We start from the raw sequence: 26,762 nt of genomic DNA, 5'->3' as shown, positions 1-26,762 counted from the left end.
TGTCTTGGCAGCGGGTCCGCTGAGTGGAACGCTGAGGCCGGTCCTGACGATGAACAAGTCGTCATCCCCATCGGGAAGGAGACGGCGATGTCGGCCGAGCCGCGACCGGCTGGCAACCTGCCGCCGCCCAGCGCGGCGGTGTTGACCGGGCTCCGGCTGGACGAGTTGCTGCACGAGGTCCAGGAGCGGCTCTCGGAGATCGTCAAGACCCGTGACCGGCTGCAAGGGCTGCTCGACGCGGTTCTCGCGGTGGGGACCGGGCTCGAACTCGATTCGACCTTGCAGCGCATCGTCCAGGCCGCCGTGGAGCTGGTCGACGCCCAGTACGGCGCTCTGGGCGTCGTCGGCGACGAGGACGGGCTCTCGCAGTTCGTGTACGTGGGCATCGAGCCGGACGTCCGGGCGACGATGGGGCACCTGCCCGAGGGCAGAGGCCTTCTCGGTCTGCTCATCGAAGAGCCGCATCCGGTCCGGGTCCCGGATCTGTCGGCGCATCCGGCCTCGGTCGGTTTTCCCGCCAACCATCCGCCCATGCACAGCTTCGTCGGGGTTCCGGTCCGTGTGCGGAACGAGGTGTTCGGGAACCTGTACCTGACCGAGAAGCGCGGAGCGGCCGAATTCACCGCGGACGACGAGGTCGTGCTGCAGGCGCTGGCCGCCGCCGCGGGCGTGGCTATCGACAACGCCCGGCTTTTCGAACGCTCCCGGACGAGGGAACGCTGGCTCGAGGCGGTGGCGAAGGTCAACGGTGAGCTGCTCGGTGGTGCTTCGGTGATCGACACGCTGGGCCTGATCGTCAGGAGCGTGCGGGAACTGGCCGCAGCCGACGAGGTGATGATCCTGCTGGCCGAAGAAGGAGCGAAGGGCACGCGACCGTTGACGGTGACCGCGATCTCCGGCGAACGGCACGGTGCCCTGCAGGGGAAGTCGATCTCGGGCGAGCATCCGTTGCTCGACGAGGTCTTCGCCGGCGGGCAGAGCTGCCTCATCGCCGACCTCGGCACGGTCTTCACCTCGGCCGACAGTCCGCTTGCCGGTCCCGGCGTGGTGGCGCCGCTGACCAGCACGGCGGGTGTCGGCGGTGTACTGGTCGCCAGCCGGGAGAAGGGCACGCAGCAGTTCAAGGCCGACCAGCTCCCGATGTTGTCCTCGTTCGGTGATCAGGCCGCGGTGGCGCTCGAATTCGCCGAGAAGCAACGCAATCAGCGGTTGCTGGACGTACTCGCCGACCGCGACCGGATCGCACAGGACCTTCACGATCACGTCATCCAACGGCTTTTCGCCACCGGCATGAGCCTGCAGAGCGTTCTGCCCCGGGTGCCGGACGACTTCGCCCGCAACCGGGTCACCCAGGCCGTCGAGCAACTCGACCGGACCGTCCGCGAGATCAGGACGTCGATCTTCGACCTGCACACCGTGGGTGCCGACGAGACGACCAGCCTGCGCCGACGGCTGCTCGACGTCGTCACCGAACTGACGACGGCTCCGGCCGTGACACCGTCGGTCCGGATAGCCGGCGCAGTGGACACCCTTGTCCCGGCCGAGTTGTACGAGCACGCCGAAGCCGTCGTCCGTGAGGCGCTGAGCAACGCCATCCGGCATTCCGGCGCGACCGAGATCTCCGTGACCGTCGAGGCCGACAGCGAACTCGCCATCGAGGTCAGCGACAACGGTGTGGGCCTCCCGGCGGCCGGCAGGCGCAGTGGGCTCGACAATCTTTCGCAGCGAGCCGAGCGATGCGGGGGCCGCGCCGAGTTCACCGGCAGGGAGGGCGGCGGAACGAGGATCGTGTGGCGGGTCCCGTTGTCCCACAGTGCCTAGTTGTCACAGCGCCTAGCGGTCGCCGAACAGCGGGATCCGGTCTTCCTTCTTGAGCTCGGTCGCCAGTACGGCGGCTTGCGTCCGGCGCTGGATGCCGAGTTTGCCGAGGATCCGCGAGACGTAGTTCTTGATGGTCTTTTCCGCCAGGAAGAGCCGGTCGCCGATCTCCCGGTTCGTGAGCCCTTCACCGATGAGTTCGAAGACCGCTCTCTCCTGCTCGGACAGCCCGGCGATCGGGTCGTCGCGGTCGTTCTCGCGGCGGATGCGGTTCATCAGCGCGGCGGTGGTGCGGCTGTCGAGTAAAGAGCCGCCGTCGGCGATGGTCCTGATCGCCGAGACGAGCTCGTTGCCGAGGACCTGCTTCAGGACGAATCCGGACGCGCCCGCCATGATCGCGGTGAAGAGGGCTTCGTCGTCGGCGTAGGACGTGAGCATCAGACAACGCAGATCCGGCTGGACGGAAAGCAGTTCACGGCACAGTTCGATGCCGGTGCCGTCCGGGAGCCGGACGTCCAGCACCGCGATGTCGGTGTCACTCGCGGGGATCCGGGTGAGGGCCTCCGAGACCGACGCGGCTTCACCGGAGATTTCGATGTCCGGCTCACCGCCGAGCAGATCGAAGAGCCCCCGCCTGACGATCTCGTGGTCGTCGACCAGGAACACCTTGGTCGTCATGGCTCGTCCTCCTCCGCCGGGTCTTGGCCGAACGTACTCCGGCGTGCGGGATGGCACAGCGGTCTGGACGTCCTGCCGGGGAAGGGCTTTGGTCCCTGAGCGGACAGCGCCGGGGCTTAGGTCCCGGCGATCGGAGTCCTCCGTACCTGCGCACGGTCCCCGTTTTGCCGCACGGTGGGATCCCGGCATGGCGCTAGTGCGGAGGCGGAAGATGGAGCGACGAGAATCCTGGTCGACGGCGGAGACGGAGGTGCTGGCACGGACTTTGCTGCGGGCGCCTTCGGTGCACAACACGCAGCCGTGGATCCTGGAGTTCGATCGCGACCGGCTGCTGCTGGTCGAGCGCCGGGACCTGACCCTGCCGGAACACGATCCGCTGGGCCGCGACCGCGTGATCTCCTGCGGTGCCGCGCTCGCGAACCTGGAGATCGCCGTCCACGTGCTCGGATACGAGCCCGACACGGTGGCCTTCCCCGAATCGGACCGCCCGGAAGTGGTCGCCTCTGTCGCACCGGGTGAACGGGCGTTGCCGTCCGCGGACGAACTGCACCGGTACTCGGCCATCGAGCGAAGGCGTAGCTACCGAAGGCGCTTTTCCGGGCGGCCGGTCTCACATCAGCGGCTCGGTGAGCTGGTGATGACCGCGGCCTCGGCGGGCGTCGAGGCCAGGCCGATCCGCGACGAACTGGAACTGACGCGGATCGCCGAGCTGCTCGAGTTCGCGGCGGAGGCCCATCAGCACGACCACGGGTATCAGCGTGAGCTCGCCCTGTGGACGATCCGGGACGAGATCTCCCATCGGCACGGTGTGGGTCTCGCCGCCACGGCGCTCCCGCCGGGATCGCTGCCGTGGGCGGGTTTGGTCCGGCCGTCGACGGCGCTGCCGGACAGCGCGGTCCTGATGCACAGGCTGGCCGAAGAGACACTGCTCGTGTTCCTGACCCTCGACGACACCCGGCACGACCACCTGACGGCGGGTCACGCGTTGCAGACCACCTGGCTGGACGCGGTCGACGGAGGTCTCGTCGGCTCGGTGCTCACCCAGCCGTTGCACCTGCCCGAGGTGCGGTCCGCATTGTGCGAGGACCTCGAACTGGCCGGTTTCCCGCAGGCGCTCATGCGGTTCGGTTACCCGTCCGGTGCGGTGCCGACCAGCCCTCGTCGCGCGGTCGACGAAGTACTCGGACGCGGCTTCTGAGCCGGACTCCGGTCGGCTCAGCTCCGGATCGCGGCGCGGCGTTCTTCGTACTCGGCCTTGTCGATCTCGCCGCGGGCGAAGCGTTCGTCGAGGATTCGCAGGGCTTCGTCGTGGCCGGACGCGGGGCGCGCGTACCGGCGCAGCAGGATCACGGCGATGGTGACGAGTCCGGCGACGACGATGACCGCGATGGCGAGCATCAGGACGACACCGATCCAGCCGCTGCTGCCGTAAGAGGGGCCGTAGTGCATCACTGGGTCCTTTCGGTCGGTTGCGGAACCGGCGATTCCCAGGGTTCTTGCGAGCTGTGACGCCGAGGAGGGCCGGAGGACCCGCCTCGCAGGGTCCTTCGTTCCTGGTTACGTGGCCGGGAAACCCGGATCGTCGAGCTGTCCGCTCCGCGCTGAGGAGGCGTCGTGAACCAGGCAGTTCGTGTCGAAGCCAGGTTCGACCCCGGTCTGTCACGCTGGTTGTGGCTGGTGAAGTGGTTGCCGGCGATTCCGCACTACGTCGTCGTCGGCCTGCTCGTGCTCATCGCGGGCTTCGTGCTGCTGTTCACCGGCGCCGTCGCGATGGCCGCTTCGGTGGCGCTGGTCGCGTTCGCGGTCTCGCGGGCGTCGAGGGGAATTTCGACCGTAGTGCAAGGAGAACGCTGATGCGGGCGATGGTGGTGTTTCGGCACGGGAGAGCGGCTGACCGGTTCACCGACGGATCTTGATGACGGGAAGGCGGTGGCGATGGTGGGAAAGCGTGAACCCGTTGTGACGGGGGTCGACGGCTCCGAATCCGCGTTGCGGGCGGTGCGCTGGGCGGCGGGCGAGGCGGTCCGGAGCGAGCGGCCGCTGCGGCTGGTCCACGCCTGTGTCCCACCGGGCCACGACTACCCGAACCTGGAGGTCACCGCCGCGGAGGTGCGCGAGGCGATGTGGGCGACAGGTGCCAGAAGGCTGGAGGCCGCGGCCGAAGTCGCGCGGACGTCGGCGCCGTCGCTGGAGATCGAAGCCGGGGCCAGGTCCGGGGATCCACGCGCCCTGATGGTCGACGAGTCGTGGCGGGCCGCGGTGGTGGTGGTGGGTTCACGTGGACTCGGCGGTGCGGGCCGGTTGCTGCTGGGATCGTCGGGACTCGCGCTCGCGGTCCACGGTCACTGCCCGGTCGTCGTGGTCCGAGGTGATCGGACGAGATCGGGGCCGGTGCTGGTCGGTGTGGACGACTGGGGAGGTTCCGCCGCGGCGGTGCGGTTCGCGTTCCAGGAGGCATCGACGCTCGGTGTGCCGGTAACGGTGCTCAAGACCTGGCCCGAAGTCGAATCGAGCGATTCGGCCGTCGCGCGCGAGCTGTACCTGCGGTCGCTGAAGAAGCACATCGACCACGTCGCCGCGGACTTCCCTCAGGTCGTGCCGGAGTGCCTTGTCGTCCGGGGCCGCCCCGGACGGGTCTTGCTGGAATACGGCGAGCGCGCCGGGCTGATCGTGGTCGGGACCCGTGGCCACAGTGGTTTCGGCGGGCTCCTGCTCGGCTCGGCCGGTCAGGACTCGCCAGGGCAGGCGCCGTGCCCGGTCGCTGTCGTCCGTCCGGGTGCGGTTCCCGCGTTCGGTATCCGGCAGCAGAAACCCCTTTCAGCGAAGGGAGACCGGACATGAAACAGATCGAGAACGCCACTGATCCGGGCTGCCCCCAGGGTGCCCGATGAGGTGGTGAAAGCTTCGGAAAGGACCAATCGCATGCGGACGACCGGGATCAGGATGACACCGGACGTGCAAGTGACGGTGCGCGGCGACCTTCCGCCCGCCCTCGCCGAACGAGCCGGGCGGAAGGTGAAACGGCTCTTCGGCCTCGCCCACCGTCCCGTGCTCGCCGCGTCGGTCCGGCTGAGCAGGCACGGGAATCCCGCCGTGGACCAGCCCGTGGTCGCCCAGGCGAACCTCGACGTGAGCGGGAGGCGGCTGCGAGCCCAGGTGGCCGCTCCGACCGCCGAAGAGGCGATCTACCTCCTGGAAGCGAAGCTGCGGTGTCAACTGGAGCGGAGCGCGCTCCACTGGCAGTCCAGGCGCGGTCGTCCGGGCGCCGAACCCGGCGAATGGCGCCACGATTCGCCACCCGGCCCGCCCATGTCGTGGTTCCCCATCCCGGAGGACGAACGCGAGATCGTCCGGCGCAAGTCCTACTCGCTTGCCCGCTCCACTGTGGACGACGCGTTCTTCGAGATGCACCTCCTCGACTACGACTTCCACCTGTTCACGGAATCGGGGACGGGGCAGGACAGCGTCCTTTATCACGCCGGCCCCACCTTGCACCGGCTGGCGCAGTCGACGCCGCCGGGGCCACACCGGCTCAGCCCGTTCCGGCTCGCGGTGACCGTCAGCCGGCAATCGGCGCCCGTCCTGACGACGGCCGAAGCGGTGGATCGGCTCGGCCTGCTCGGCTCACCGTTCCTCTTCTTCGTCGATGCCGGGTCGAGCCGGGGGAGCTTGCTCTATCACCGGTACGACGGCCATTACGGCCTGATCGCCCCGGACGTCCAGCTCACCGGAACAACGCGGTGAGTTCGATCCTGCTCGAGTTACCGAGCTTGTCGTACACATGGGCCAGATGGTTGTCGACCGTCCGGACGGACAGCCGCAGCCTGCGTGCGATCTCCGGACTCGTCGCCTGGCCCGCGGCCAGCCGGGCGATCTCGCGTTCCCTCGGAGTGAGCTGCTGGGTGCCTTCGACATCGTCGAGTTCCGGGGTCCGTGCGGTCGGGCAACATCGCGCCAGTTCGCGTGCTCTCGCGAGGGCGGCGCCCGCTCGTCGCGAATGTCCCGCGGCCTGGGCCACCCGGCCGGCGGCCGTCAGCATCTCGGCGGCGAGCAGGGGAGCGGGCAGTTCGGCGAACGCGTCCGCCGCGGCCAGGAGGCCGGGTTCGTCGCCTGCCGCCAGCGCGGCGGCCGCGTCCCGGTAGACGCGGGCCAGGTCGCCTTCGACAGTCTCCGCGAGCGCGTCCAGGCGTTTCTCCACCTGTTTTGCCGCGCCGAACCGCGCGGCTTCGTACAGCACGACAGCCTCCATGCACGGAAGTCCTGCGTCCCGGGCCAGCGCAGCGGCGCCGAGCGCGATGTCCGCGGCGCCGCGGACATCGCCGCGGGCGGCACTGACCCAAGCGCGATGGACCTCGGCGTGCGGCGGACCCGTTCGGCCGCGAGGACACCGCCCCGGCGACGTCGGTGCTGCTGCGGGACCGGTACGAGGTCACCCAGGTGGTCCGCCACGCCAACAAGGGCGGCGTCTACCGCGCGCTGGACCGGGAAACCGGCCGCGAGGTGATCGTCAAGGAGGCGCGGCCCCACGTCGGCACCGACCGCGAAGGCCTCGACGCGCGTGACTACCTGCGGCATGAAGGACTCGTGTTGCGTCATCTCGCCGGTGTCGGCCTGGTCCCGGAGTACGTAGACCTGTTCGAGCAGCAGGAGCACGTCTTCCTGGTCGAGGAATACCTGGACGGCGAGCGTCTCCGTGACCGGGTCGACGCCATCCTGCGCACCGGCGACGGTCAGCTCGACACGGCCGGATGCGCCGCGCTGGCCGGAAAGCTCGCGCGGTTGCTGCGTGGCCTGCACGAACGAGGCGTGATCGTCCGTGACTTCACGCCGAACAACCTGCTGACCATGCCGGACGGGTCCGTCCGGCTGATCGACCTCGAACTCGCCGCCGTCCGCGCCGGGCACCCGTCCGAGTGGCTGGTGCTGGGTGCCGGCAGCGGAACGCCGGGGCTGAGCGCGCCGGAGCAGTTCGCCCGCGCGGATCCGGATCCGACCGCGGACCTTTTCAGCCTCGGAGCCACGCTCCTGCATCAGATCGCCCAGGTGAATCCCGACTTCGCCGAGGATCTGCCGGAAGCACGCCCGCTGGAGGAGAGAGTGGCCGAATGGCTCGCCCCGCCGCTGACCCGGCCGTTGTCGCGGACGCTGAGCCGCGTGATCAAGGGGCTCGTCCGCACCGAACCGGCCGAGCGGATGAGCCTGGGGGAGGTCATCGAGCTGACCGAAAGCCCGGCGCCGGCGCTCACCAGGTCGAGGGAATTGCTCTGGTCCCCGGAGCAGTGGGACGAACTCGTCGAAGGCGCACTCGGTTATCTGGTCGAGACAGCCGCGGCCGAATCCGCGCCGAGGCCCTGGCCGGAAACAGGGTTCGGGGTGCTGAACGAACCCTGCTCCGTCCAGCACGGGCTGGCGGGCACCCTCGCCGTGCTGGCGAGGCTCAGCAGGAACGGTCTGCACGTCGAAAGGCTGTACGACATCGTGCTGCCCCGGATCCTCCGGCATCTCGACGGTCAGCACCATCGCCTTCCCGGCCTGTACTTCGGTTTCTCCGGGACGGCGTGGGCGCTGCACGACGCCGGCCGGGCACTGGGTCGTCCCGATCTCGTCGAACGGGCGCTCCGGCTGGCCAAAAGTCTCATCATGGCCTGGCCGAACCCCGACCTGACTCACGGTCTCTCGGGGCTGGGCACGTGTTTTCTCTACCTGGCAAGCGAAACCGGTGACGCGGGAGCTGGAACGACGTGCGGTTCGCTGCGCCGAAGCCGTACTGGCTGCCGCGGATCCGGGACCGGACGGTCTGTTATGGACGATCCCGATGTCGTTCGATTCGGACCTCGCCGGGTACCGGTCGTACGGCTTCGCCCATGGTGTGGCCGGGATCGGCGCTTTCCTGCTCGCCGCGGCCGGAGCCGCCGGACGCGAGGACTTCGCCGATGCCGCCCGGCGCTGCGGTGACACGCTGCTCGCCGCGTCGAGCGTCGACGCCGGGGCCATGTACTGGCCGGACTGCCCTGGGGCGTCGCGGGCGCCGGTGTGGTGGTGCAACGGATCCGCCGGAATCGGCACCTTCCTGTGCCGTCTCCACTCCGAAACCGGCGACGATCGGTACCTCGAAGCTGCGATCGGCGCCGCGCGTGCGGTGATGGCGACCCGGCATTGGGCCGGAACCGCCTACTGTCACGGACTTCCCGGCAACGGTGACTTCCTGCTCGACCTGGCGGGCGCGACCGGCGATCCGACCTACCGGGTCTGAGCGGAGTCGATCGCGCAGCTCATGTGGGCCCGGCGGATCTACCGGAACGGCCGGGCCGTGCTGCCGGACGAGGGCGGCAAGGACGTCACCAGTGGCTATGGCGCGGGAATCTCCGGCCAGCTCGCTTTCCTCGCCCGCCTGAGGTTCGGCGGACGGCGGCTCTTCCACCCCGACCCGTCGACCTGGCGTGACGGCATGTCGCCGGAGCGCTCCGGAACTCGTGACGTACGGAGGTGAACGAGATGGTCGTTCCCCTTGTCGAGGCCCTGCCCGCGCCGGGAGCAGGCTCGTCCTACCTGGACGTCGCCGTCGGCTGCTACGGCAGGACCCCGGTCTGAAGCCGACCGTCGGGCGGGTCGTGAGTGGCGAGGACGGTTTGAGGGGTAGAGCAACCGTGACGTGCCGTTGAGATGCCCCCGATGTGGCATTGGGGACGTGAGTGTCCCCAATGCCACATCGGGGGCATCTGGGGTTCGGTGACTCGACGTTCCGCATTGCCCTAGACGAACCCGCCGGAGGCGTGACCACGACTCCGCCTCCGGCGGGTTTCCCATCACGAGGAGACCCCCGGCCATGACCTCGTCACGCCGAGTCGTGCTGCGCGACCTGCTGGACGGCGCCCGGCGCCGTCACGAGCGGGAGTGGCGACCGGGCCGCTGACCACGTCGGCGGTCCTGCTCGGTTTCGGCGGTCGCCGTGCGGGCCCGCGGTCTGCCGAAATGGGGCACCATGCGACGGCGGCGTCGGAAATCCACCGCCTTAGGCGAATTCGTTCACTGGTCCCACCGGATTCGTGACTCGGCCGGCTCGACGTGCCGCTTGTGCCTTATCTCTCGATAAGTCCCATTGAGGGTGTTTGTGATCGCCGAACCGGGTTTCGGGGTGGTTTGCGAGCCACTGACCGGACGGGCTGGAACAAAATGTCGGCCAGGTCGTCGACGCGAGTCGGGCGTCGTCGTGATATGGGCCGATAGTGGCAGGGGTGCAACTCTATCCGCATTATGGGATTCGGCCACCCGGACGCGTGGTGGGCACCGCATGCCAGGTGGATCGAAAACTTGGTGACTCGACTCTGACCGTCGGGAAAATGCAGGGTTTCGGCCGTCGAGTGCACCATGGTCGCTTTGGCGGGTTGCTCCCGGTCGTCACTCACCTGCGTGATCTCGTAGAAGTCGGGGGGTCATGAAATCCGTTCCGCCTTTCTGTTCGGCCGTTCTGTCGATTTTCGAAGTCGATCGGAATGCTTCATTCGTCTGACCTAATTCCATCGAAGTGGGCTGTTCGTACGTATGCCCTTGCGCATTGTCGTCAACTTATGGCCTGCGAACCCGGATCCGGCCTTTCGTACGGATGGAGGTACCCGTTCAAAGTTTCTCGCACTACTTTCCAATGCTGTCGTCCCGGCTACGCGACGCCGAGTCCCGCCGTCGGGAAGCGTTGTTCGACAAGCGCTTCCGCCGGTAGCTGCAGTAGACCCCGCCTTGAATACGTGTATTCGTGGTGGATTGATTCGAGTACGGCTCGTTATCCGAACGAAAATCCGGCCATAACGGCGATCTATTAAGGAAAATGGTGAATTCTTTCCAAGATCTCGATGTCACTTTGGACCCGCCTTTACGGAAGGCGCGAAACGAGGGACTGGTCATACGAAAATACGGTGGATCATCGCTGGCCACACCCGGTTTGGTGAGCGACGTGGCCGCCGAGGTGGCCGCGCTCGTCGAAGCGGGGGAGCGGGTGGTCCTGGTCGTGTCGGCGATGGGGGACACCACTGACCGGCTGATCGCGTTGGCCGGGGAGTTCGCCGAGCCACCGGCTCCACGGGAACTCGACCAGTTGATGGCGACGGGCGAACAGGTCTCCGCGTCGGTGCTCGCCATGGCGCTGGCCGAACGCGGGGTCGAGGCCGTTTCGCTGTCCGGCGACCAGGCGGGGATCGAGGTGAGCGGCGACCCTGGAGCGGGAACCATCGTGCGGGTCGATCCGGAGAAGATCATCGCGCGGCTGCGTGACGTGCAGGTCGTCGTGGTCGCGGGGTTCCAGGGACGGGACGCCAACGGGGAACTGCTGACCCTGGGCAGAGGCGGTTCCGACACCACGGCGGTGGCCATCGCGGCGGCGCTCGGCGGTTCCGAATGCGAGATCTGCACCGACGTCCACGGTGTCCGCACGGCCGATCCCCGGATCGTGGCGGACACCCGGCCGGTCCGGACGATCTCCTACGACGCCATGGTGGAGCTCGCCGGACTCGGCGCTCGTGTGCTGCATCCCAGATCGGTCGAGCTCGCGCGCCGTCACGGGGTGGCCGTGCGGGTGACGCATTCCTCGGACCCCGGCCCGTCCACCATCGTCACGGCGGGAGAGCCGTCGCTGGAGGGCGCTCCCCGCGTCATCGGCATCGCTCATGAACGTGACGTGCGGCTGGTCAGGGTCGAGGTTTCGGCCTCCAGCCCGGACCACTACGCCCGCGTGCTCACGATGCTCGCCGGCTGTGGGGTGAAACCGGAGAACCTGAGCTGGCCCGATCCCGGCGAACTGCGGTTCACCGTCCGGGGTTCGGAGCCGCTCGGCCCGCCGATCACCGAACTCGCGATGGAGCTGGACGCCCGTTCCACGGTTTTCGAAGAACTCGGCTCGGTTTCGGTCGTCGGCACGGCGTTGCTCGATCCACCCGGCTTCCTGCCCGAGCTGCTCCGGGTGCTCGCCGACCACCGGGTCACGGTGCCGGCGATGACCACCTCACAGTCGCGGATCACCGCCGTGATCCCCGCAGACGCCGTCGACACGACCGTCCGCGCCCTGCACGAGTCGTTCGGCCTGGCGGAGGACCGGACATGAGCCCGTACGGACAGCCGTCGGGCCTGTTCACCACCGACGGGCTGGTCCTGACGTGCGACGGCCACGAACAGCGGGTCCGGTGGCGCGTCGGCGACCGGCTCGAGCAGCTGTACGAACGGCTCTGCGACCGGCTGCGCGCAGACGGCCTCGGTGATCGCCTCGCCGTGGACGCCGGGGGCACGAAGCTCACCTTCGCCGGTCTGGACGAGCGGGCGAATCGCCTCGCCCGTCACCTCCGGGCGCACGGTGTGCGGCCCGGCGATCGGATCGGGCTGCTGTTCGACGAACCGGTTCATCCCTACGTCGCGATGCTGGCCGTGCTCAAGGTCAACGCGGCGTATGTGCCGCTGGACGCGGGCTTTCCCGACGACAGGCTGGGCTACATCGTCCGCGACGCCGGGGTCCGGCTGGTGCTGTCGACCTCCGGTCTGCGCGACCGTTTCGAACCGGGCAGCGTCGATCTGGTCTGCGTCGACGAGGACTCGGGACGGATCGCCGCACTGTCGGGTGAGCGGCTCAGCGCGGCCGAGAAGGGCACTCCGGCGGACGAACTCTGTTATGTCGTCTACACGTCCGGCTCGACAGGTCGGCCGAAGGGCGTGACGATCGACCACGCCGCCATCTGCAACTTCGCCAGCGTCGCCGCCGACGTCTACGGCATCCAGGGCACCGACCGGATCTACCAAGGCATGACGATCGCTTTCGACTTCTCGGTCGAGGAGATCTGGGTGCCGTTGCTGTGCGGCGCGACGCTCGTGCCGAAACCCGGCGGGACCAGCCTCGTCGGTCACGAGCTCCTCGAATTCCTGAGGGACCGCCGGGTCACCGCGCTGTGTTGCGTCCCGACCCTGCTGGCCAGCCTCGACGAGGACCTGCCGTTGCTGCGGTTCCTCCTGGTGTCCGGCGAGGCGTGTCCCGAGGATCTCGTCCGCCGCTGGTACCACCCGGACCGGCGATTCCTCAACGTCTACGGCCCGACCGAGGCCACCGTCACCGCGACTTGGTCGGTGCTGAGGCCGGACAGGCCGGTGACCATCGGGGTGCCCCTTCCGACCTATTCGGTCGTCATCCTCGATCCGGACGAGCCGAGGGCGCTGGCCGCCGGTGAACTGGGGGAGATCGGCATCGCCGGGATCGGGCTCGCCGGGGGTTACCTGAACCGGCCCGACCTCACCGAACGCGCGTTCATCCCGGACTTCCTCGACATCGGGCACAACCCGTCCCGGCGCATCTACCGCACCGGCGACCTGGGCCGGATCACCCCGGACGGGGAGATCGAGTACCACGGCCGTGCCGACACACAGGTGAAGATCCGCGGGTACCGCGTCGAGCTCACGGAGATCGAATCGGTCCTGCTGCAGATACCCGGAATCGCCCAAGCGGTGGTCGAGACCCACCACCCGGAGGCAGGCACGACCGAACTGGTCGCCTACTACAGCCTGCGCCGGGACCGGGCGGCCATCGACGCCGGGGAACTACGGCGTCACTTGGGGGAACTGCTGCCGGGCTACATGGTGCCCGCTTACCTCGAACAGCTCGAACACATCCCCCTGACCCCGGCTGGCAAAGCGGACCGCAAGAACCTCCCGGCGCCGAGCAACCCGCGAAGAGGGGGAAGCGACGTCGACTACGTGGCGCCGGCCAACGAGACCGAACGCCACCTGGCGGAGGCCCTGGGCGGTGTCCTCGGCATCGAGCGGATCTCGGTGACGGGACACTTCTTCGACGACTACGGCGCCGACTCCTTGTTGCTGGCCAAGTTCTGTGGCGTGGTCCGGGAGCGCGGCGAGGTCGCGTCGTTGTCGGCGAGGGACGTGTACCTGAACCCCACCGTTCGCGGGCTGGCCGACCTGGTACACGCTTCGCCCCTGGGCGCTGTCGCTCGCGCAGAGGAGCCGCGTCGGGCGTCCACCGGCGCCTATGTCCTCTGTGGAGTGTTCCAGCTGCTCGTCTTCCTCGCCTATGCCGCGGGTTCGGGCTGGATCCTGGACACGGGCTTCGCCTGGATCACCGCGACGACCGGGGTCGTCGACATCTACGCGCGCGCCGTCGGACTCGGACTCGTCGTGTTCGTCGTTCTCTCGGTGGTACCGATCTTGGCGAAGTGGACGCTGGTCGGGCGGTGGAAACCGGGGGAGATCCCGCTGTGGGGCCCTGGCTATCTGCGCTTCTGGACGGTCAAGACACTGGTCAGGTTCAGTCCGCTGATGCTGTTCACCGGTACCCCGTTGTACTCCTGGTACCTGCGGTCGCTCGGCGCGGACATCGGCAAGGGTGCGGTGATCCTGTCCCGGAACCCGCCGGTCTGTACCGACCTGCTCAGCGTCGGCGCCGGGGCCGTCATCCGGAAGGACGTCTTCTTCTCCTGCTACCGCGCCAGGGCGGGCCGGATCCAGACCGGCAGGGTCACCCTCGGCGATCACGCCTTCGTCGGTGAGATGACCGTGCTCGACATCGATACCGCGATCGGGGACGACGCGCAGCTCGGCCACTCGTCGTCCTTGAACACCGGACAGACCGTGCCCGACGGCGAGTCCTGGCACGGCTCGCCCGCCCGTCTTTCCACAGTGGACTACCGGGCACTGGGAACGGTGGCGCGCGGCAGGTTCAGGCCGTTCGCCTTCTGCGTGTCCAGCTTGCTGCTCATGCTGCTGGTGACGCTTCCCGCGACACTGGGCGGCGGGGACGTGGTCGTCGATCGCCTGTTCACGGCGACGGCGGACTTCACCAGCTGGGCCTTCTACCGCGACCAGATCGCCGGTTCGGCCCTGCTGTACTTCGGGGGTTTACTCGCCGGGCTGGCGGTCGTCCTCACGGTCCCGCGTCTGCTCAACCTGTTTCTCCAGCCGGACCGGATCTATCCACTGTACGGCGCGCACTTCGGGATGCAACGGCTGATCGCCCGGCTGACGAACCTGCGTTCGTACACCTACCTGTTCGGCGACAGCAGCTACATCGTGTACTACCTGCGCGCGCTGGGGTACGACCTGTCGAAGATCCAGCAGACCGGCTCCAATTTCGGGGTCGAGGTCAAGCACGAGACGCCGTTCCTCAGCACAGTCGGCACCGGGACGATGGTGTCGGACGGTCTTTCGATGCTCAACGCGGACTTCTCCGCCTCGTCGTTCCGGCTGCGCCGGACCGCCATCGCGCCACAGGCGTTCCTGGGCAACGAGATCGCGTTTCCCCCGGACTCGCGAGTCGGCCGGAACGTCCTTCTGGCCACCAAGGTCCTCGTTCCGCTGGACGGGCCGGTCCGGGAGAACGTCGGCCTGCTGGGGTCACCGGCGTTCGAGATCCCCCGGAACGTTCGACGTGACACCGGGTTCGAGCACCTCAGCACCGGAGACGGCCTGCGCCGGAGTCTGATCGCGAAGAACCGGCACAACATCGGGACCATCTTCGTCTACATGCTGGTGCACTGGCTCCACCTGCTCGGGATCACCCTCATCGGGACGGCGGCCAGTTTCGCGCACGACAGGGTCGGCGCGCTCGCCGTCGGGGGCGGCATCGTGGCCTCGCTGCTGTTCTCCGTTGCGTTCTTCATGCTGGCCGAACTCGCCGTGCAGGGTTTCCGGGCGCTGCGACCGCGGTTCTGCTCGATCTACGATCCGATCTTCTGGCGGCACGAGCGGTACTGGAAGCTCAGCCCAGCCCGCTATCTCGCGTTGTTCAACGGGACGCCGTTCAAGTCGTTCCTCTGGCGCTGCCTCGGCGTCCGGATGGGACGCCGGATCTTCGACGACGGATGCGCCATCCCGGAACGGTCGTTGGTGAGCATCGGCGACGACTGCACGCTCAACCTGCACACCGTCCTGCAGGCGCATTCGCTCGAGGACGGTACGTTCAAATCCGACCACATCGCCATCGGCCCGGCCTGCACGATCGGCACCGGCGGCTTCGTCCACTATGGAGTGACGATGGCGGAGGGCGCGATCGTCGAAGCGGACGCGTTCCTGATGAAGGGCACCACGGCCCCGGCACGAACCCGCTGGCAGGCCAATCCGGCGGTCGAGCTCGACACGGCGGAAATCATCACCGCGGCAAGGAGGCTGCCATGACCCACACCCAGACAGCGAAACCGGCGCCCCGGGTCCAAGGCGACCTGCCCGGTCCTCGCTCGGCCGAGTTCCTCGAACACCAGCAGCAGTGGGAATCCAGCGCGCGGGCCTACCCACGCAACCTGCCGATCGCGATCGCGGGCGGCGAGGGCAGCTATCTCTGGGACATGGACGGGAACGTCTTCATCGACTTCCTGGCGGGCGCGGGTGTGCTTTCCCTCGGCCACAACCATCCCGAGCTGGTGCAGGCGGCCACGGAGCAGCTGCACGTGCTCACGCACGGCCTGGACTTCCCGACGCCCGCCAAACGCGAGTTCATCGACGCCCAGCTGTCCATGCTGCCACCGGGAATGCGCTCGCGGACACGGATGCACTTCTGCGGGCCGGGCGGGGCCAACGCCGTGGACGCCGCGATCAAGCTGTGCAAGACCGCGACAGGACGCGGTGATCTGGTGTCGTTCCAGGGCGGGTTCCACGGCTCGAGCCACGCCGCCATGGCGTTGACCGGTCTCGTCGACCAGAAACGGCCGATCGCCAACGGCGTGCCCGGTGTGCATTTCTTCCCGTACTCCTACTGTGCCCGCTGCCCGGTGGGACTCTCGCCGGACACCTGCGAAACCAACTGCGTGGGCTTGCTGGAGCGCTCCCTGCGCGATCCCAACGGCGGCATTCCGCTGCCGGCCGCGGTGATCCTGGAAATGGTGCAGGGCGAAGGCGGGGTCATCCCGGCCGACCGCGATTTCGTGCGGCGTGTCCGCGCGCTGACCGCGGAGCTGGACATCCCGCTCGTGGTCGACGAGGTGCAGACCGGCTGCGGTCGCACCGGGACCTGGTTCGCGTTCGAGAACTACGACATCGAGCCCGACGTGATCGTCGCCTCGAAGGCCTTGAGCGGAATGGGATTGCCGGTGGCGGTGATCCTTTACGACGAGCGCCTGGACGGTTGGGCGCCCGGTGCGCACACGGGCACGTTCCGGGGCAACCAGGCCGCGTTCGCGGCGGGTGCCGCGGCCGTCCACGTCGTCCGGCGCGACGACGTGCTGGGCAACGTCCGGCATCGCGGGCGTCAGCTCGAACGACGGCTCGGCACGCTGCGCGGTCACCCGTGGGTCCGTGAGGTCCGCGGCCTCGGCCTGATGTGGGGGATCGAACTGGCCGATCCCCGTGACGGCCGCCCGGCGAGCGGGTATGCCCGCGCGATCCAGGCGTACGCGCTGAGACAGGGGCTGATCGTCGAACTCGGCGGCCGCGCCGACGGCGTGATCCGCCTGATGCCCCCGCTCACCGTGACCGCGGAAGAGATCGAAATCGCGTGCACGATCCTGCTCGACGCCGTCGAGCGCTGCGCCGCTTCCCGGTAGGGGTAACGAGAGCGGACGGTTGGTATTATTATACCGGCGCATGCTAGGGTGCTGGTATAATAATACCAACCTTGGATGTGAGGTATCCGTGATCGAACTGAAGACGCCCGACGAGATCCAGCGCATGCACGTGACCGGGCGTTTCGTCGCTGAAGTGCTCACCGAGGTCGGTGAGATGGCCGATGTGGGCGTCAACCTCATGGACCTGGAACGCCACGCGCGCGGGATGATCGAACGGCGCGGTGCGGAGTCGTGTTACTGGGACTATGCGCCGTCCTTCGGCAAGGGGCCGTTCCGCAACGTGATCTGCCTGGCGGTCAACGACGCCGTCCTGCACGGTCTTCCCCACGACTACACGCTGCGCGACGGCGACCTGCTCACCGCGGACTTCGCGGTCAAGATCGACGGCTGGGCGGCCGACTCCGCGCGTACGGTCATCGTCGGGACGGCGGCGGAGGAAGACCTGCGGATCGTCCGTGCCACCGAGGAGGCGCTGGAAGCGGCGATCGAAGCGGCTCGTCCCGGTAACCGTTTGGGTGATATCTCGGCGGCCATCGGGGCGGTCGCCCGTGATCACGGTTATCCGGTCAACACCGAATTCGGCGGCCACGGTATCGGCCGCACCATGCACGAGGAACTCCACGTACCCAACAAGGGCAAAGCCGGCCGCGGCCTCAAGCTGCAGCCGGGGCTGACCCTCGCGCTCGAACCCTGGTTCGCCCGCACGACCGACCGGATCGTCTTCGACGACGACGGCTGGACGATCCGCTCGGCCGACGGTTCGCGTACGGCCCACTCCGAGCACACGGTGGCCATCACGGTGGACGGTCCCCTCGTGCTCACCCGGCGCGAGCAGGAAAACCCTGCCGTGCGGGCAGGGTCCGGCCGTCTGTCTACAAAGGATTCTTGAGTCCTTCCGCGCACGCCGGACGAGTGATCCCCGGCACCTTCCTGCCTTTTCGGTCAGTGTCGGGGTGCGCAACAGGCAGCGTCGCCTGCTTTTCGTTCCTCGCCGTTCCCGCGTGGATAGGCTCGTTCGTGCCCAGCGAGTGAACGGGCGATCATCCCTGCGAGGAAGGAAATCCAGCCACAATGCGGAAGAGTCTCAAGAGGCTTTCGGTGGTCGGCGCGGCCGTTCTCGGCCTGTTCATCGCGGTTCCGGCGAGCTCCGCCTTCGCCATCGGCGAGGTCGCCTGCGGCAACAGGGACGACTTCGTGAAGCTGGACATCTCGTTCGGAAACGGGATGGGCACCAACAAGTGCTTCGCGAACGGTGGTGTCACCGGCACGAACATCGGCGGTGTCTACAACGTCTTCTCGGGCAACAACAAGGTGACCGTCAACTACGAGCGCAACGGCCGGTACGAGTCGTCGACGCTCGGCTACTGGCAGGGCGTGGGCTTCTCCGGCACCGTCCGCGTGTACGAGGTGCGCATCTGGTGACAGCCCCCTGAGCTGTGACATCCGATAGCCGGACGGTGTGACACCGTCCGGCTATCGGTGTGCTCGATCTGAAGTCGGTCCGAAGGGTCACGACCTGCGTCGGTACCGCCGAGTGCCAGCGAATACACTGAATACGGCCCGTCACCACGGCGCGGCCGTTAGAGTGAACGGTCGCAGTAGCCGTCACCCTTGAGGAGCATTAGTCCATGATCGCCGAGAGCGCGAATCAGCAGAGTGTGACCTTCCCGCAGGAGGCGACGCCGATCTTCGACCTGGTCGCGAAGATGGTGTCGCGGGCACAGGCGGAAGACGAGCACGACCTCGACCGCGAAGCCGGTCTCGTGACCTCGGCGTAGCGTCCGTTCGCCGAGGTCACTCGGCCGGTTTGCCCAGGGTTTCGGTGTGGGCGCGGAGTTCCGCGGCCGTGCGACGGGCGTGGGCGAGGCCGTCGAGGATCCACTGCGGGGGCTGCCTGTCGTTGGTCGCGATCCGTTCGTAGGCGGCGACCAGCCTTTCCGCGATCTTCACCCGGGTATCCGCTGCCGCCGGTGCGTGCTCCATCCCGGTGTCGCCCTGCTCCGAAGGGATCGTGACGAGGGCGAGATGCCCTGTCTGCGGAGGAGCCGACCCCGTGTCGGACTCGGCGGGAGCTTCGGGCTGCGGTTCGGGGACCAGCACCCGGCGGAGCCGGAAGGACGTCTGTCCCGTGTTTCCCGGCACGACTTCGCGGCGTGCGTCCTGAGAAGGGAAGGAGTCCGCGCGGAACCGCGCGATCGACGGCCAGTACCGGGTTCGCGCGGACTGTGGCGTCGCCCCGTCCAGCGAGCACGAGATCTCCTGCCAGGTCTTCCCGTCGGCCCTCGCGGCGACCACGGCCGCCTCGAGGATCTGCTGCGCGATCCCGATCAGGCCGGCGTGGTCTTGCGCGTCCTGGTCTGCCGCTGTGTCCGCGCGGGCGGCGTTCGCGGCCAGATCTGCCAGCTCCGCCGCGTGCGCGGCGAGCACCAGGTGTGCCCGGGTGGCCGCCGAGGAGACGGAGCGGCGTGTCGTCACCGTCCGCTCCTCATGGCAGGCCGGGACGTCGACAAGAGGCTCGCGTAATCCCGCATGCCGTGACTCACAGGTGTTCTCACCTTCTCTGGGTGTGCAAATTTGCATAAGTATGCAATTTAAGGGTGTGTGCTGGGGTTGAAGAAATCGCAGGTTGTGCCCTGATCGGGTGTGGTCCTGACGGTTTCGCGCGGGGTGTTGTTCGGCGGGCCGCGTGGTCGGGCACGATCGGGGTCATGTGGACGGCCGTACCGATCGTTCTCCGCGCGGCGGAGGGACATCGATGAGCAGACCCCTGTATCAGGTGAAGGCGGAGTTCTTCAAAACGCTGGGCCATCCTGTCCGGATCCGCGTGCTCGAGCTGCTCAGCGAACGCGACCACCGCGTCTCGGAGATGCTCGCCGATCTGGGTATCGAGCCGGCCAACCTGTCCCAGCAGCTCGCGGTACTGCGCAGGGCCAAGCTGGTGGTGCCGCACAAGGACGGCACGACCGTGTCCTATTCCTTGACCAGTCCGTCGGTCGCCGAACTCCTCGCTGTCGCGCGCGGGATTCTGACCAGTGTCATAACCGGCCAGATGGAATTGCTCGACGATCTGCAGAATTCCGCCAATGTTTCCGATGAAACGCGTTCATCGGAAACGGATTAGGGAATCATTCGGACCATTCCGGCCATTTGCGGATTCGGGGCGTGCGATTGTCATTTCATTCCTGGCCCGCATCCCCGTGATGCTCGGTCACTTCGGAACTTTCCTTGCCGCCCTGGGGGAGCGCGTCGTGCCCGGCGGCCGCCCTCCTCGTCTCCTCGACCAGCGAGTCGAAGATCGGGGTCCCGCACAGCTCCACATGGTCCTCCGTAGTGACAGTCATCGTGCCCGGTCATCTTGCCTCGGGGTGGTTGTTCGATCCAGTCCCGCCGGGTATTGCACTCGATAGAGCTCACCCTCGAGGGTGAGCTATTCACTCACGTGAAAAGCAAGGCGTCGATTTTGTGGAAAGACGATTCCGGTTTTCGTTCGTGAGCGGGAAAAGGATTTCCCTTCGCCCGGGCGGATGACGTCCTGAACCCGTGGCTGGTCAGACGCGCGACGCCGGGCCGGCGAACTCGACCCGGTAGCGGGTCGGCGTGGTGCCCAGCGCGGCGGCGAAGTGCTCGCGGAGCCGCGCGGGAGTGCCGAATCCGGACTGTGCGGCGACGGCGTCGACGCCGAGTGCGGTCGTTTCGAGAAGGTGCCGGGCTCGCGCGAGCCGCTGAGCGACAAGCCAGTTGTGGACGGTGGTCCCGGTCCTGGCGCGGAAGGAGCGGGTGAAGGTGCTCCGGCTCATATGCGCCTGTGTGGCGAGCCTGTCGATGCTGTGCGGTATGTCCAGATGGGTCTGCGCCCAGCTCATCACCTGGGTGAGGGGATCCTCGTCCGGTGACGGCACGGGAAACTCGATGAACTGGGCTTGACCGCCGGGGCGGTGGGGCGCCGCGACGATCCGGCGGGCGACGCGGTTGGCGACGACCTGACCGGCTGTGCGGGCCAGCAGGTGAAGGCAGGTGTCGATTCCGGCTGTCGCCCCGGCGCCGGTCACGACGTCGCCTTCGTCGACGTACAGCTCTTCGGGACGTAGCTCCACTTCGGGGAAGCGCCTTCGGAACGTTTCGACCCACTTCCAATGAGTGGTCGCTGCCCGCCCGTCGAGGATGCCTGCGTCCGCGAGAGCGAAGACGCCCAAGCAGAGCCCGACGACGAGCGCTCCGCGTTCGTGCGCGGTACGCAACGCGGAGGACACGGCGAAGGGCGTCGGCGTGTCCGGGGCGGACCACCACGGCACGACGAGGATGTCCGCCTCGGCGAGCGCGCCGAGGCCTGCGGGGACGTCGATCGCGTAACCGGCGCTCGTGGTCAGGAGGCCCGGATCCGCGGCGACGACCGTGATCGGCCACGGCTCCATGTCTCCCGCCGGGGACTCCGGTCCCCACACCAGCGATGGCACGGCGAGATGGAACGGGCTGATCCCCTCGAACGCCAGGACGGCCACACTCGGAGCGCTCATCGATCTCTCTTCTCACGGATGTCGGCCGATCTCGACCACAGCTGACCCGAATCCGTATCTCGATATCGAATCGGGTCAGCCATCATGGTAACCGTCCCCACGGAAAGCGAAGGAAACACGATGACCAGCACCACTCTCCGCGAAATCAGCACCCTGCCGACGACCCCCGCGGCGCTCTCGGACGCGACGGTGATCCTCGTCGACTACCAGAACACGTACACGCACGGCGTGATGGAACTCGACGGCTGGGAGGCGGCGCTCGACGAGGCAGCCACCTTGCTGGCACGCGCCCGGGCCGAGGGCGCGACGGTCATTCATGTCAAGCACGACGGCGGCGAGGGCAGCCCGTACGACCTCGAGCAGGAGGTCGGCCGGATCCACGAACGCGTCGCCCCCGCCCCGGACGAGCAGATCGTGGTGAAGACCGCGCCGAACTCGTTCGTCGGTACCGGGCTGGGAGAGCTGGTCGACGCCGCCGGGCATCAGAACGTCGTCGTGGCCGGGTTCATGACCCACATGTGCGTCACGTTCACCGCGGAAGGCGCGTTCCTGCGCGGAAACACCCCGACCGTGGTGGCCGCTGCCTGCGCCACGCGCGCCCTCCCGTCCGTCGCCGGACCGGTGACCGCCGCGGAACAGCACCGCGCCGCCCTCGCCACGATCGGTGATCTGTACGCCGTCGTCGTCGCTTCCACGGCGGACCTCGGCTAGGGCCTGCCGGGCACGAAATCGTCGGTGGGGCCCGCTAGCCTGCCCGCGTCGTCGAAGGGTGGGAGGCCCGGGATGGAGAGACACGTGGAGGTACCGGAGGGGCTGGCGGACGCGCTCGTGCCGGTGGTCACGGAACTGGTTCCGTTGTTGCGCGGGCGGATCCCGCGTGGGCCTGCGGCGGCGCTCGGCAGGCTGGGCGCCCCGGAGGTGACGCCGGACGTGTTCGGTCTCGTCGCGGGCAGGCGGACGGCGGGCTCCGGTGAATCGGTGACGTTGAGCGGGCTGCGCTCGCTCGGCGAATCGGTTTCCGAACGGCTGCTCGGCGCACTCGAACTGACCTTGGACGGGCTGGCGATCGCCGCGTCGGACGACCTCGCGGCGGTGGTTCCGGGACCGGAAGCGACCCCGCGGGCCTTCGGTTTCGGGGTGATCGGAGGGCCGAACCCGGAGACGGTCATCGCGGTGCGTCTGCTCGATCAGCTGCGGCCGCAGATCTCCGACCTGATCGTGAGGCTGGTCGCGGAGCTGGCCGGGCACGAAGCCGTGACTCCGTTGCTGGCGGCCGCTCCGGAACTCGCCGGGGAGGAGGAACTGGCCGCGGCACACGGGGCGGCGCATCTCGCCTTGGCCGTCGCGGTCGCCGCGCCGGTTCTGCGGCGCGTGGACGCTCCGCTGGCCGCGGGGAGGGCCGCGGCGGTCGTCGGTGTGGCCTTGGGCGCTGTTTCGGCTCTGTTGAGCGAGATTCCGATGTCGCCCGCGTATGCGACCGCGCTGCTGGAGAAACGGCGGGCCGAATACGTCCTGCCGGTTTCGGCGTCGTGTTCGGCCGAGGTGCGCGAGCACCGGTTCACCCTGGCCGAGCGCCCTGTCATCGGTGAGTCCGACTTCAGCGGGAATGGCCTTGCCGCCGTGGTCCCCGGCGGGATCGCCGTGCGGACCGGGCTCGGCGAAGGTCAGCTGGGAGTCTCGTTGAGGGTCCTTGAACGACCACCGGAGGAAGTGGAACTCGACTGGTGGGACGAGGTCGTCGAGATCTCGTGGCGGGCCGAGCGGGGCGATGCCGCGCTGAGCGAGCTCGCACCACATCGTTCTCGAACGCCGCCGTGGCCGGGTGATTTCCGGGTCCGGGTGCACGCGATCGGCCGGGACGGCGAGGAGCGTGAGCGCTACGAACTGATGCTGTGGCAGGCTCCGGCGGGCCCGGAGATCGTGTACAAGCACAGTGACCGGCTCGGCCACGTGGTCCGAGGTGAACCTGCCCCCGAAATCGAGCCGCCACCCGAGGCCGCCCACCGGTGGATCAACGAGAGCGTGCTCGGCGACGGGTCGACGGTCACGATGGTCAGGGGCGCCTCTCTCGCCGAGGTTCTCCGTGGCTTCGGCGCGGATCCGGCCGAACCGGAGTCCGCTGAGGAACTCTTCGACGATTCGGACCTCGACCCGTGGGTTTCCGTGCTGGCCGTCGAGGGCGGGGTACTGGCGGTCGAGTTCAACGGCTTGCAGGGTTCGTACCCGCGGGTGCTGGAATCGGTGTCACGGGCGGGCCGGACGGGGAGCCTGTTCTGGAACATCAACACGGCAGGCCGCCTTTCCTTCGCCGACAAGGGGAAGGTCCTAACCTCGTTCGAGCTCGGACACACGGAGGAGATCGAGGACCCCGAGGTGAACGAAGCCCTGTCCGGTCTCGACCTCGACAGTTACCGTGACAGTCTGGGAAAGGGCCTCGTCGCGGTCGAGCGCTACAGCGGATGCCGGCTGCGGAAGGAAGACATCCAGCGGATGAACGAGGAGGACGTCGCCTACCGCATCCTGCCGCACCTGCCCGAGCTGTACCCCGAGGTGCGGAACCCCGACGGTTCGCGGGCGTTCCCCGGGCGCGGGCCCATGGACGCCGAAACCGATCGGCTGGCCTTCGTGCCCGAGGAAACGTTGCGGGACTTGGCCTGGCGGGCGGCATCGGCGGTCGCCGAGCACACCGGTGCCGACGGAGAGCCGGTCGTCGCCGCCACACTCGCGGAGCGTCGCCTGGGTCCCGAGGCGGAATACCTGGCCAGGCGATCGCAACTGCGAGCGGATCGGGAGCACGCCTGGTTGTGGCAGGCGATCCACAACGCCACCAATCCGGACCCGCTGGCCGCCGCGATCAGCTCGCTGTCGGCGATGCGGTACGCGGCCGGGCCGACCGGCGAGCGCCTGCTGGAACACGTGCGACAGGTGGCCCGCGGCAGTCGTGAGTGATTCGGGTCGTGCCTACTGGACTCTGGCTGCGGCTCGCCTCCCGGGCCCGGCCCGTGAAGGCCTCCTTGCCTACCCTGAAGGTAGGGAAGGAGGCCTTCACGGACTTCCGGATCGCCACGTTCGCCCCATGCGCACCAGCAGTCACGAAGGCCGCGCGTGAAGGCCCCCTTCCCTCGGCTCAGCCGAAGAAACTCGACCTTCATACCTTCCCCAGGTACGTGAAGGACCCCTTCATTGCGCCTAGCGCAATGAAGGGGTCCTTCACGTACCTCAGGCACCCAAAGCGGCGGCGTCCCGTCGCGCACCCGCAGGTACAGCCCTGGCCAGGACTGTACCTGCGGGTACATTTTCCTGGACCTACCTTGGCGGCGGACGGTAAGCAAATCCGGGAGGTCCTGATGCTCACGAAGAAAGGCGCCGCGACGCGGCAGCGGATCATCGACGCCGCGGCCGACGAGATCCGCGAGCGCGGCGTGGGAGCGGCGACCCTCGACGACATCTGCCGTCGGAGCGGAACGGGCAAGAGTCAGCTCTTCCACTACTTCCCGGAGGGCAAGGAACAGCTGCTGATGGCCGTGGCCGAATGGGAGGCAGGCCAGGTGATCGAGGACCAGCAGCCGTACCTCGGGCAGTTGACCTCGTGGGAGGCGTGGGGCCAGTGGCGTGACGTCGTGGTCGAGCGCTACCGGCAGCAGGGCGTGTACTGCCCGCTCGGGGTGCTGATCACCGAGATCGGCAGGCACACCCCGGCCGCGCAAGCGGTGACCAGGCGGCTGCTCGAACAGTGGCAACGGCAGGTCCAGGCGGGGATCGCGAGCATGCGGGCGAACGGGTCGATCACTCGCGACATCGACCCGGTCCGCGCCTCGGCCGCGTTGATCGCCTCGATCCAGGGCGGCGTGACGATCCTGATGTCCACCGGATCCGCGGATCATCTCGAAGCGGCAATGGACCTTTACTTGGACTACTTGCGCGTCCGCGAGCCCTCGTACAGCTGAATGCCGTATTCGCGGCCCTTTTCGAAACCGCGACAGAAAACCATTTCAGAGCGAGTGCGTATGTCGTAGCGCGCCTTCTTCGTGCGCCCGCGATGGAAGCCGGACGATCTTGTCGATCGAGATCATCGGGCGTTGTCGCGATGGTGGAGACGAAAAAATCAGTGATCCATTCGTTGTAGGCAATCGTCGCAAGTGGCCCAGGGACGGTGCGGGGCACGCGTGGTTTCGCAGTCGGCGAGAGGGGTCCACCCTCGCCCTCCGGTCGATCGCGCGGACATTCCGGTGGACGGGATCCCTTTGTCATGCTGCGGATTTCGGACCTGTCAGGCCTGTGAGCCGGTCGCCGTCGGAGCGCGTATCCGTATCCCGAAGAGCTGAATTCTGTGGAATTCAGAGCGAGACGAGTATTTGATCTTTTCGGGCCGAAACGGGGTCTTGACAGGGTGAGATTCACTGAGTAAACAAAAGGTGTCGGCGACTTCTGGTCGCCGGACGGTCTGGGTGGGAATTCGGAAATAAGAGGGGGCGTCGGGGGAGCGAGTCCTTTCTGTCGGGATTCGTTGTTCGACCATCGGTCATTCAGGGGTACTCCTTTGCGATGGCCTCTCTGCTCGCTTTCGCATGATTCCATGCGTGGTTTCTCCATCGGTCATTCCTCTAGGCAAGGAGCTGTCATGGGAAAAATCGCCGTCCTCACCAACGACCTCCAGGGTGACGTGGTCTACCTGACTCCCGAGCGCACCGCGGTGATGGCCGACGCGCAGCCGCACTACATCGCCTTCCTGGACGAGATGCGCCGCCGGGGCCACACGGTCTACCACCTGCAGCTGATCAACCTGCCCGACGACCCGAACGCGAACCGCAGGGCGGACGGCACCCTGCCCCTGCAACGCGAGACCGAGGGCGCGGCGATCCTTCCCGCGTTCCTCGCCGACGGTGACGTCGTCGTGGAGAAGAACAAGGACAGCGGCTTCTACGAGACGAAGATGCACGAACTGCTTCAGGAAGCGGGCGTCGAGACCGTCGTGGTCACCGGTCTGCAGACCCAGATCTGCGTCCAGACCACCGCCGCCGACGCGTTCTTCCGCGGCTACAACGTCTGGGTCCCCGCCGAATGCGTCGTCTCCGACAAAACCGAGGATCGCGACCGTTCCCTGAGCTGGCTCGCCGGGTATTGCGCCACGGTCGCGGACTCGAAGGACATTCTGGAAACCCTGGACACCAAGGGCGAACTCCCCCGAATGGTCGTCAAGACCCTTCCCTGAGCCCTT

At 67.8% G+C, this 26,762-nt stretch carries 24 protein-coding genes and 1 pseudogene; 19 read left to right on the top strand and 6 right to left on the bottom strand.

Annotation, left to right across the window (positions count from 1 at the left end):
* Positions 1-87: 87 nt before the first annotated feature.
* Positions 88-1,821 (top strand): sensor histidine kinase, encoded by a 1,734-nt coding sequence (locus ACFOSH_RS36380; protein WP_378244917.1) that lies wholly within the window; start codon positions 88-90, stop codon positions 1,819-1,821.
* A gap of 12 nt (positions 1,822-1,833) precedes the next feature.
* Here the strand turns inward: ACFOSH_RS36380 and ACFOSH_RS36375 are convergent, their stop codons facing one another.
* Positions 1,834-2,496 (bottom strand): response regulator transcription factor, encoded by a 663-nt coding sequence (locus tag ACFOSH_RS36375; protein WP_378244915.1) that lies wholly within the window; start codon positions 2,494-2,496, stop codon positions 1,834-1,836.
* 211 nt (positions 2,497-2,707) lie between these two features.
* On the opposite strand from ACFOSH_RS36375, the gene ACFOSH_RS36370 reads away from it, so the two are divergent.
* Entirely contained in the window at positions 2,708-3,694 is a 987-nt protein-coding gene (locus ACFOSH_RS36370) for an Acg family FMN-binding oxidoreductase (RefSeq protein WP_378244913.1), read from the top strand.
* Positions 3,695-3,711: 17 nt separating this feature from the next.
* Here ACFOSH_RS36370 and ACFOSH_RS36365 read toward each other — a convergent pair whose 3' ends face one another.
* The gene (locus tag ACFOSH_RS36365; protein WP_378244911.1) at positions 3,712-3,945 is read right to left on the bottom strand and encodes an SHOCT domain-containing protein; all 234 of its coding nucleotides are present in this window, start codon (positions 3,943-3,945) and stop codon (positions 3,712-3,714) included.
* A 165-nt stretch (positions 3,946-4,110) separates the two neighbouring features.
* On the opposite strand from ACFOSH_RS36365, the gene ACFOSH_RS36360 reads away from it, so the two are divergent.
* The 3 genes from ACFOSH_RS36360 (at position 4,111) to ACFOSH_RS36350 (ending at position 6,240) form a co-directional block, all read left to right on the top strand.
* Positions 4,111-4,350 (top strand): hypothetical protein, encoded by a 240-nt coding sequence (locus ACFOSH_RS36360; protein WP_378244909.1) that lies wholly within the window; start codon positions 4,111-4,113, stop codon positions 4,348-4,350.
* 81 nt (positions 4,351-4,431) lie between these two features.
* Positions 4,432-5,337: a universal stress protein gene (locus ACFOSH_RS36355; RefSeq protein ID WP_378244907.1), complete on the top strand. Its 906-nt coding sequence runs from the start codon at positions 4,432-4,434 to the stop codon at positions 5,335-5,337.
* Between the two features lie 81 nt (positions 5,338-5,418).
* Positions 5,419-6,240: a ribosome hibernation promotion factor gene (locus ACFOSH_RS36350; protein WP_378244905.1), complete on the top strand. Its 822-nt coding sequence runs from the start codon at positions 5,419-5,421 to the stop codon at positions 6,238-6,240.
* Here ACFOSH_RS36350 and ACFOSH_RS36345 read toward each other — a convergent pair.
* Positions 6,221-6,733, bottom strand: coding sequence for a helix-turn-helix transcriptional regulator (locus tag ACFOSH_RS36345; RefSeq protein ID WP_378244903.1), 513 nt, complete (start codon positions 6,731-6,733; stop codon positions 6,221-6,223). The genes ACFOSH_RS36350 and ACFOSH_RS36345 overlap by 20 nt on opposite strands.
* A gap of 167 nt (positions 6,734-6,900) precedes the next feature.
* On the opposite strand from ACFOSH_RS36345, the pseudogene ACFOSH_RS36340 reads away from it, so the two are divergent.
* From ACFOSH_RS36340 to ACFOSH_RS36300, 9 genes and pseudogenes are all read left to right on the top strand, one after another.
* A pseudogene (locus ACFOSH_RS36340) lies at positions 6,901-8,154 on the top strand (protein kinase domain-containing protein); the annotation flags it as partial.
* 157 nt (positions 8,155-8,311) lie between these two features.
* On the top strand, positions 8,312-8,749 hold the full coding sequence (locus tag ACFOSH_RS36335; RefSeq protein WP_378244901.1) for a lanthionine synthetase LanC family protein: 438 nt from the start codon (positions 8,312-8,314) through the stop codon (positions 8,747-8,749).
* Positions 8,750-8,770: 21 nt separating this feature from the next.
* Positions 8,771-8,986, top strand: a complete 216-nt coding sequence (locus ACFOSH_RS36330; protein WP_378244899.1) for a hypothetical protein — start codon at positions 8,771-8,773, stop codon at positions 8,984-8,986.
* A gap of 1,332 nt (positions 8,987-10,318) precedes the next feature.
* A complete protein-coding gene (locus ACFOSH_RS36325; protein ID WP_378244897.1) occupies positions 10,319-11,587 on the top strand; it encodes an aspartate kinase in 1,269 nt (422 codons plus the stop codon).
* The gene (locus tag ACFOSH_RS36320; RefSeq protein WP_378244895.1) at positions 11,584-15,648 is read left to right on the top strand and encodes a Pls/PosA family non-ribosomal peptide synthetase; all 4,065 of its coding nucleotides are present in this window, start codon (positions 11,584-11,586) and stop codon (positions 15,646-15,648) included. The genes ACFOSH_RS36325 and ACFOSH_RS36320 overlap by 4 nt, the downstream gene beginning before the upstream one ends.
* On the top strand, positions 15,645-17,009 hold the full coding sequence (locus tag ACFOSH_RS36315) for an aspartate aminotransferase family protein (protein ID WP_378244893.1): 1,365 nt from the start codon (positions 15,645-15,647) through the stop codon (positions 17,007-17,009). The genes ACFOSH_RS36320 and ACFOSH_RS36315 overlap by 4 nt, the downstream gene beginning before the upstream one ends.
* A gap of 88 nt (positions 17,010-17,097) precedes the next feature.
* Complete coding sequence (gene map, locus ACFOSH_RS36310) at positions 17,098-17,919, top strand: type I methionyl aminopeptidase (RefSeq protein WP_378244891.1); 822 nt, start codon at positions 17,098-17,100, stop codon at positions 17,917-17,919.
* 182 nt (positions 17,920-18,101) lie between these two features.
* The gene (locus ACFOSH_RS36305) at positions 18,102-18,452 is read left to right on the top strand and encodes a beta/gamma crystallin domain-containing protein (protein WP_378244889.1); all 351 of its coding nucleotides are present in this window, start codon (positions 18,102-18,104) and stop codon (positions 18,450-18,452) included.
* Between the two features lie 206 nt (positions 18,453-18,658).
* Positions 18,659-18,808, top strand: a complete 150-nt coding sequence (locus ACFOSH_RS36300) for a hypothetical protein (protein ID WP_378244887.1) — start codon at positions 18,659-18,661, stop codon at positions 18,806-18,808.
* Between the two features lie 16 nt (positions 18,809-18,824).
* On the opposite strand, the gene ACFOSH_RS36295 is transcribed toward ACFOSH_RS36300, so the two are convergent.
* Positions 18,825-19,505: a hypothetical protein gene (locus ACFOSH_RS36295; RefSeq protein WP_378244885.1), complete on the bottom strand. Its 681-nt coding sequence runs from the start codon at positions 19,503-19,505 to the stop codon at positions 18,825-18,827.
* Between the two features lie 280 nt (positions 19,506-19,785).
* Between ACFOSH_RS36295 and ACFOSH_RS36290 the strand changes: the two genes are divergently transcribed.
* Positions 19,786-20,151 (top strand): ArsR/SmtB family transcription factor, encoded by a 366-nt coding sequence (locus tag ACFOSH_RS36290; RefSeq protein ID WP_378244884.1) that lies wholly within the window; start codon positions 19,786-19,788, stop codon positions 20,149-20,151.
* A 55-nt stretch (positions 20,152-20,206) separates the two neighbouring features.
* Here the strand turns inward: ACFOSH_RS36290 and ACFOSH_RS36285 are convergent, their stop codons facing one another.
* Both ACFOSH_RS36285 and ACFOSH_RS36280 read right to left on the bottom strand, forming a co-directional pair.
* A complete protein-coding gene (locus ACFOSH_RS36285; RefSeq protein WP_378244882.1) occupies positions 20,207-20,371 on the bottom strand; it encodes a hypothetical protein in 165 nt (54 codons plus the stop codon).
* 207 nt (positions 20,372-20,578) lie between these two features.
* Positions 20,579-21,544 carry a GlxA family transcriptional regulator gene (locus ACFOSH_RS36280; protein ID WP_378244880.1) on the bottom strand — a complete coding sequence of 322 codons (966 nt, stop codon included), beginning with the start codon at positions 21,542-21,544 and terminating at the stop codon, positions 20,579-20,581.
* A gap of 120 nt (positions 21,545-21,664) precedes the next feature.
* Between ACFOSH_RS36280 and ACFOSH_RS36275 the strand changes: the two genes are divergently transcribed.
* From ACFOSH_RS36275 to ACFOSH_RS36260, 4 genes are all read left to right on the top strand, one after another.
* Complete coding sequence (locus ACFOSH_RS36275) at positions 21,665-22,255, top strand: cysteine hydrolase family protein (RefSeq protein WP_378244878.1); 591 nt, start codon at positions 21,665-21,667, stop codon at positions 22,253-22,255.
* Between the two features lie 84 nt (positions 22,256-22,339).
* The gene (locus ACFOSH_RS36270; RefSeq protein ID WP_378244876.1) at positions 22,340-24,493 is read left to right on the top strand and encodes a DUF6461 domain-containing protein; all 2,154 of its coding nucleotides are present in this window, start codon (positions 22,340-22,342) and stop codon (positions 24,491-24,493) included.
* A gap of 398 nt (positions 24,494-24,891) precedes the next feature.
* On the top strand, positions 24,892-25,491 hold the full coding sequence (locus ACFOSH_RS36265) for a TetR/AcrR family transcriptional regulator (protein ID WP_378244874.1): 600 nt from the start codon (positions 24,892-24,894) through the stop codon (positions 25,489-25,491).
* Positions 25,492-26,165: 674 nt separating this feature from the next.
* Positions 26,166-26,756, top strand: a complete 591-nt coding sequence (locus ACFOSH_RS36260) for a cysteine hydrolase (RefSeq protein ID WP_378244872.1) — start codon at positions 26,166-26,168, stop codon at positions 26,754-26,756.
* Positions 26,757-26,762: the final 6 nt, after the last annotated feature.

The sequence above is a fragment of the Amycolatopsis speibonae genome, assembly GCF_042647925.1.
GTDB lineage: Bacteria > Actinomycetota > Actinomycetes > Mycobacteriales > Pseudonocardiaceae > Amycolatopsis > Amycolatopsis speibonae.
Note: the sequence above shows the minus strand (reverse complement) of the source record. Positions and strands in the feature narration are given on the sequence as shown.

Bases quoted from the DNA above. Each gene is read 5' to 3' on its own strand.
- ACFOSH_RS36260 (WP_378244872.1), top strand. From the start codon at position 26,166: ATGGGAAAAATCGCCGTCCTCACCAACGACCTCCAGGGTGACGTGGTC.
- ACFOSH_RS36330 (WP_378244899.1), top strand. From the start codon at position 8,771: ATGTGGGCCCGGCGGATCTACCGGAACGGCCGGGCCGTGCTGCCGGAC.
- ACFOSH_RS36350 (WP_378244905.1), top strand. From the start codon at position 5,419: ATGCGGACGACCGGGATCAGGATGACACCGGACGTGCAAGTGACGGTG.
- ACFOSH_RS36375 (WP_378244915.1), bottom strand. From the start codon at position 2,496: ATGACGACCAAGGTGTTCCTGGTCGACGACCACGAGATCGTCAGGCGG.
- ACFOSH_RS36290 (WP_378244884.1), top strand. From the start codon at position 19,786: ATGAGCAGACCCCTGTATCAGGTGAAGGCGGAGTTCTTCAAAACGCTG.
- ACFOSH_RS36315 (WP_378244893.1), top strand. From the start codon at position 15,645: ATGACCCACACCCAGACAGCGAAACCGGCGCCCCGGGTCCAAGGCGAC.
- ACFOSH_RS36365 (WP_378244911.1), bottom strand. From the start codon at position 3,945: ATGCACTACGGCCCCTCTTACGGCAGCAGCGGCTGGATCGGTGTCGTC.
- ACFOSH_RS36305 (WP_378244889.1), top strand. From the start codon at position 18,102: ATGCGGAAGAGTCTCAAGAGGCTTTCGGTGGTCGGCGCGGCCGTTCTC.
- ACFOSH_RS36325 (WP_378244897.1), top strand. From the start codon at position 10,319: ATGGTGAATTCTTTCCAAGATCTCGATGTCACTTTGGACCCGCCTTTA.
- ACFOSH_RS36275 (WP_378244878.1), top strand. From the start codon at position 21,665: ATGACCAGCACCACTCTCCGCGAAATCAGCACCCTGCCGACGACCCCC.
- ACFOSH_RS36355 (WP_378244907.1), top strand. From the start codon at position 4,432: ATGGTGGGAAAGCGTGAACCCGTTGTGACGGGGGTCGACGGCTCCGAA.
- ACFOSH_RS36285 (WP_378244882.1), bottom strand. From the start codon at position 20,371: ATGACTGTCACTACGGAGGACCATGTGGAGCTGTGCGGGACCCCGATC.
- ACFOSH_RS36265 (WP_378244874.1), top strand. From the start codon at position 24,892: ATGCTCACGAAGAAAGGCGCCGCGACGCGGCAGCGGATCATCGACGCC.
- ACFOSH_RS36370 (WP_378244913.1), top strand. From the start codon at position 2,708: ATGGAGCGACGAGAATCCTGGTCGACGGCGGAGACGGAGGTGCTGGCA.
- ACFOSH_RS36320 (WP_378244895.1), top strand. From the start codon at position 11,584: ATGAGCCCGTACGGACAGCCGTCGGGCCTGTTCACCACCGACGGGCTG.
- ACFOSH_RS36300 (WP_378244887.1), top strand. From the start codon at position 18,659: ATGATCGCCGAGAGCGCGAATCAGCAGAGTGTGACCTTCCCGCAGGAG.
- ACFOSH_RS36280 (WP_378244880.1), bottom strand. From the start codon at position 21,544: ATGAGCGCTCCGAGTGTGGCCGTCCTGGCGTTCGAGGGGATCAGCCCG.
- ACFOSH_RS36380 (WP_378244917.1), top strand. From the start codon at position 88: ATGTCGGCCGAGCCGCGACCGGCTGGCAACCTGCCGCCGCCCAGCGCG.
- ACFOSH_RS36335 (WP_378244901.1), top strand. From the start codon at position 8,312: ATGTCGTTCGATTCGGACCTCGCCGGGTACCGGTCGTACGGCTTCGCC.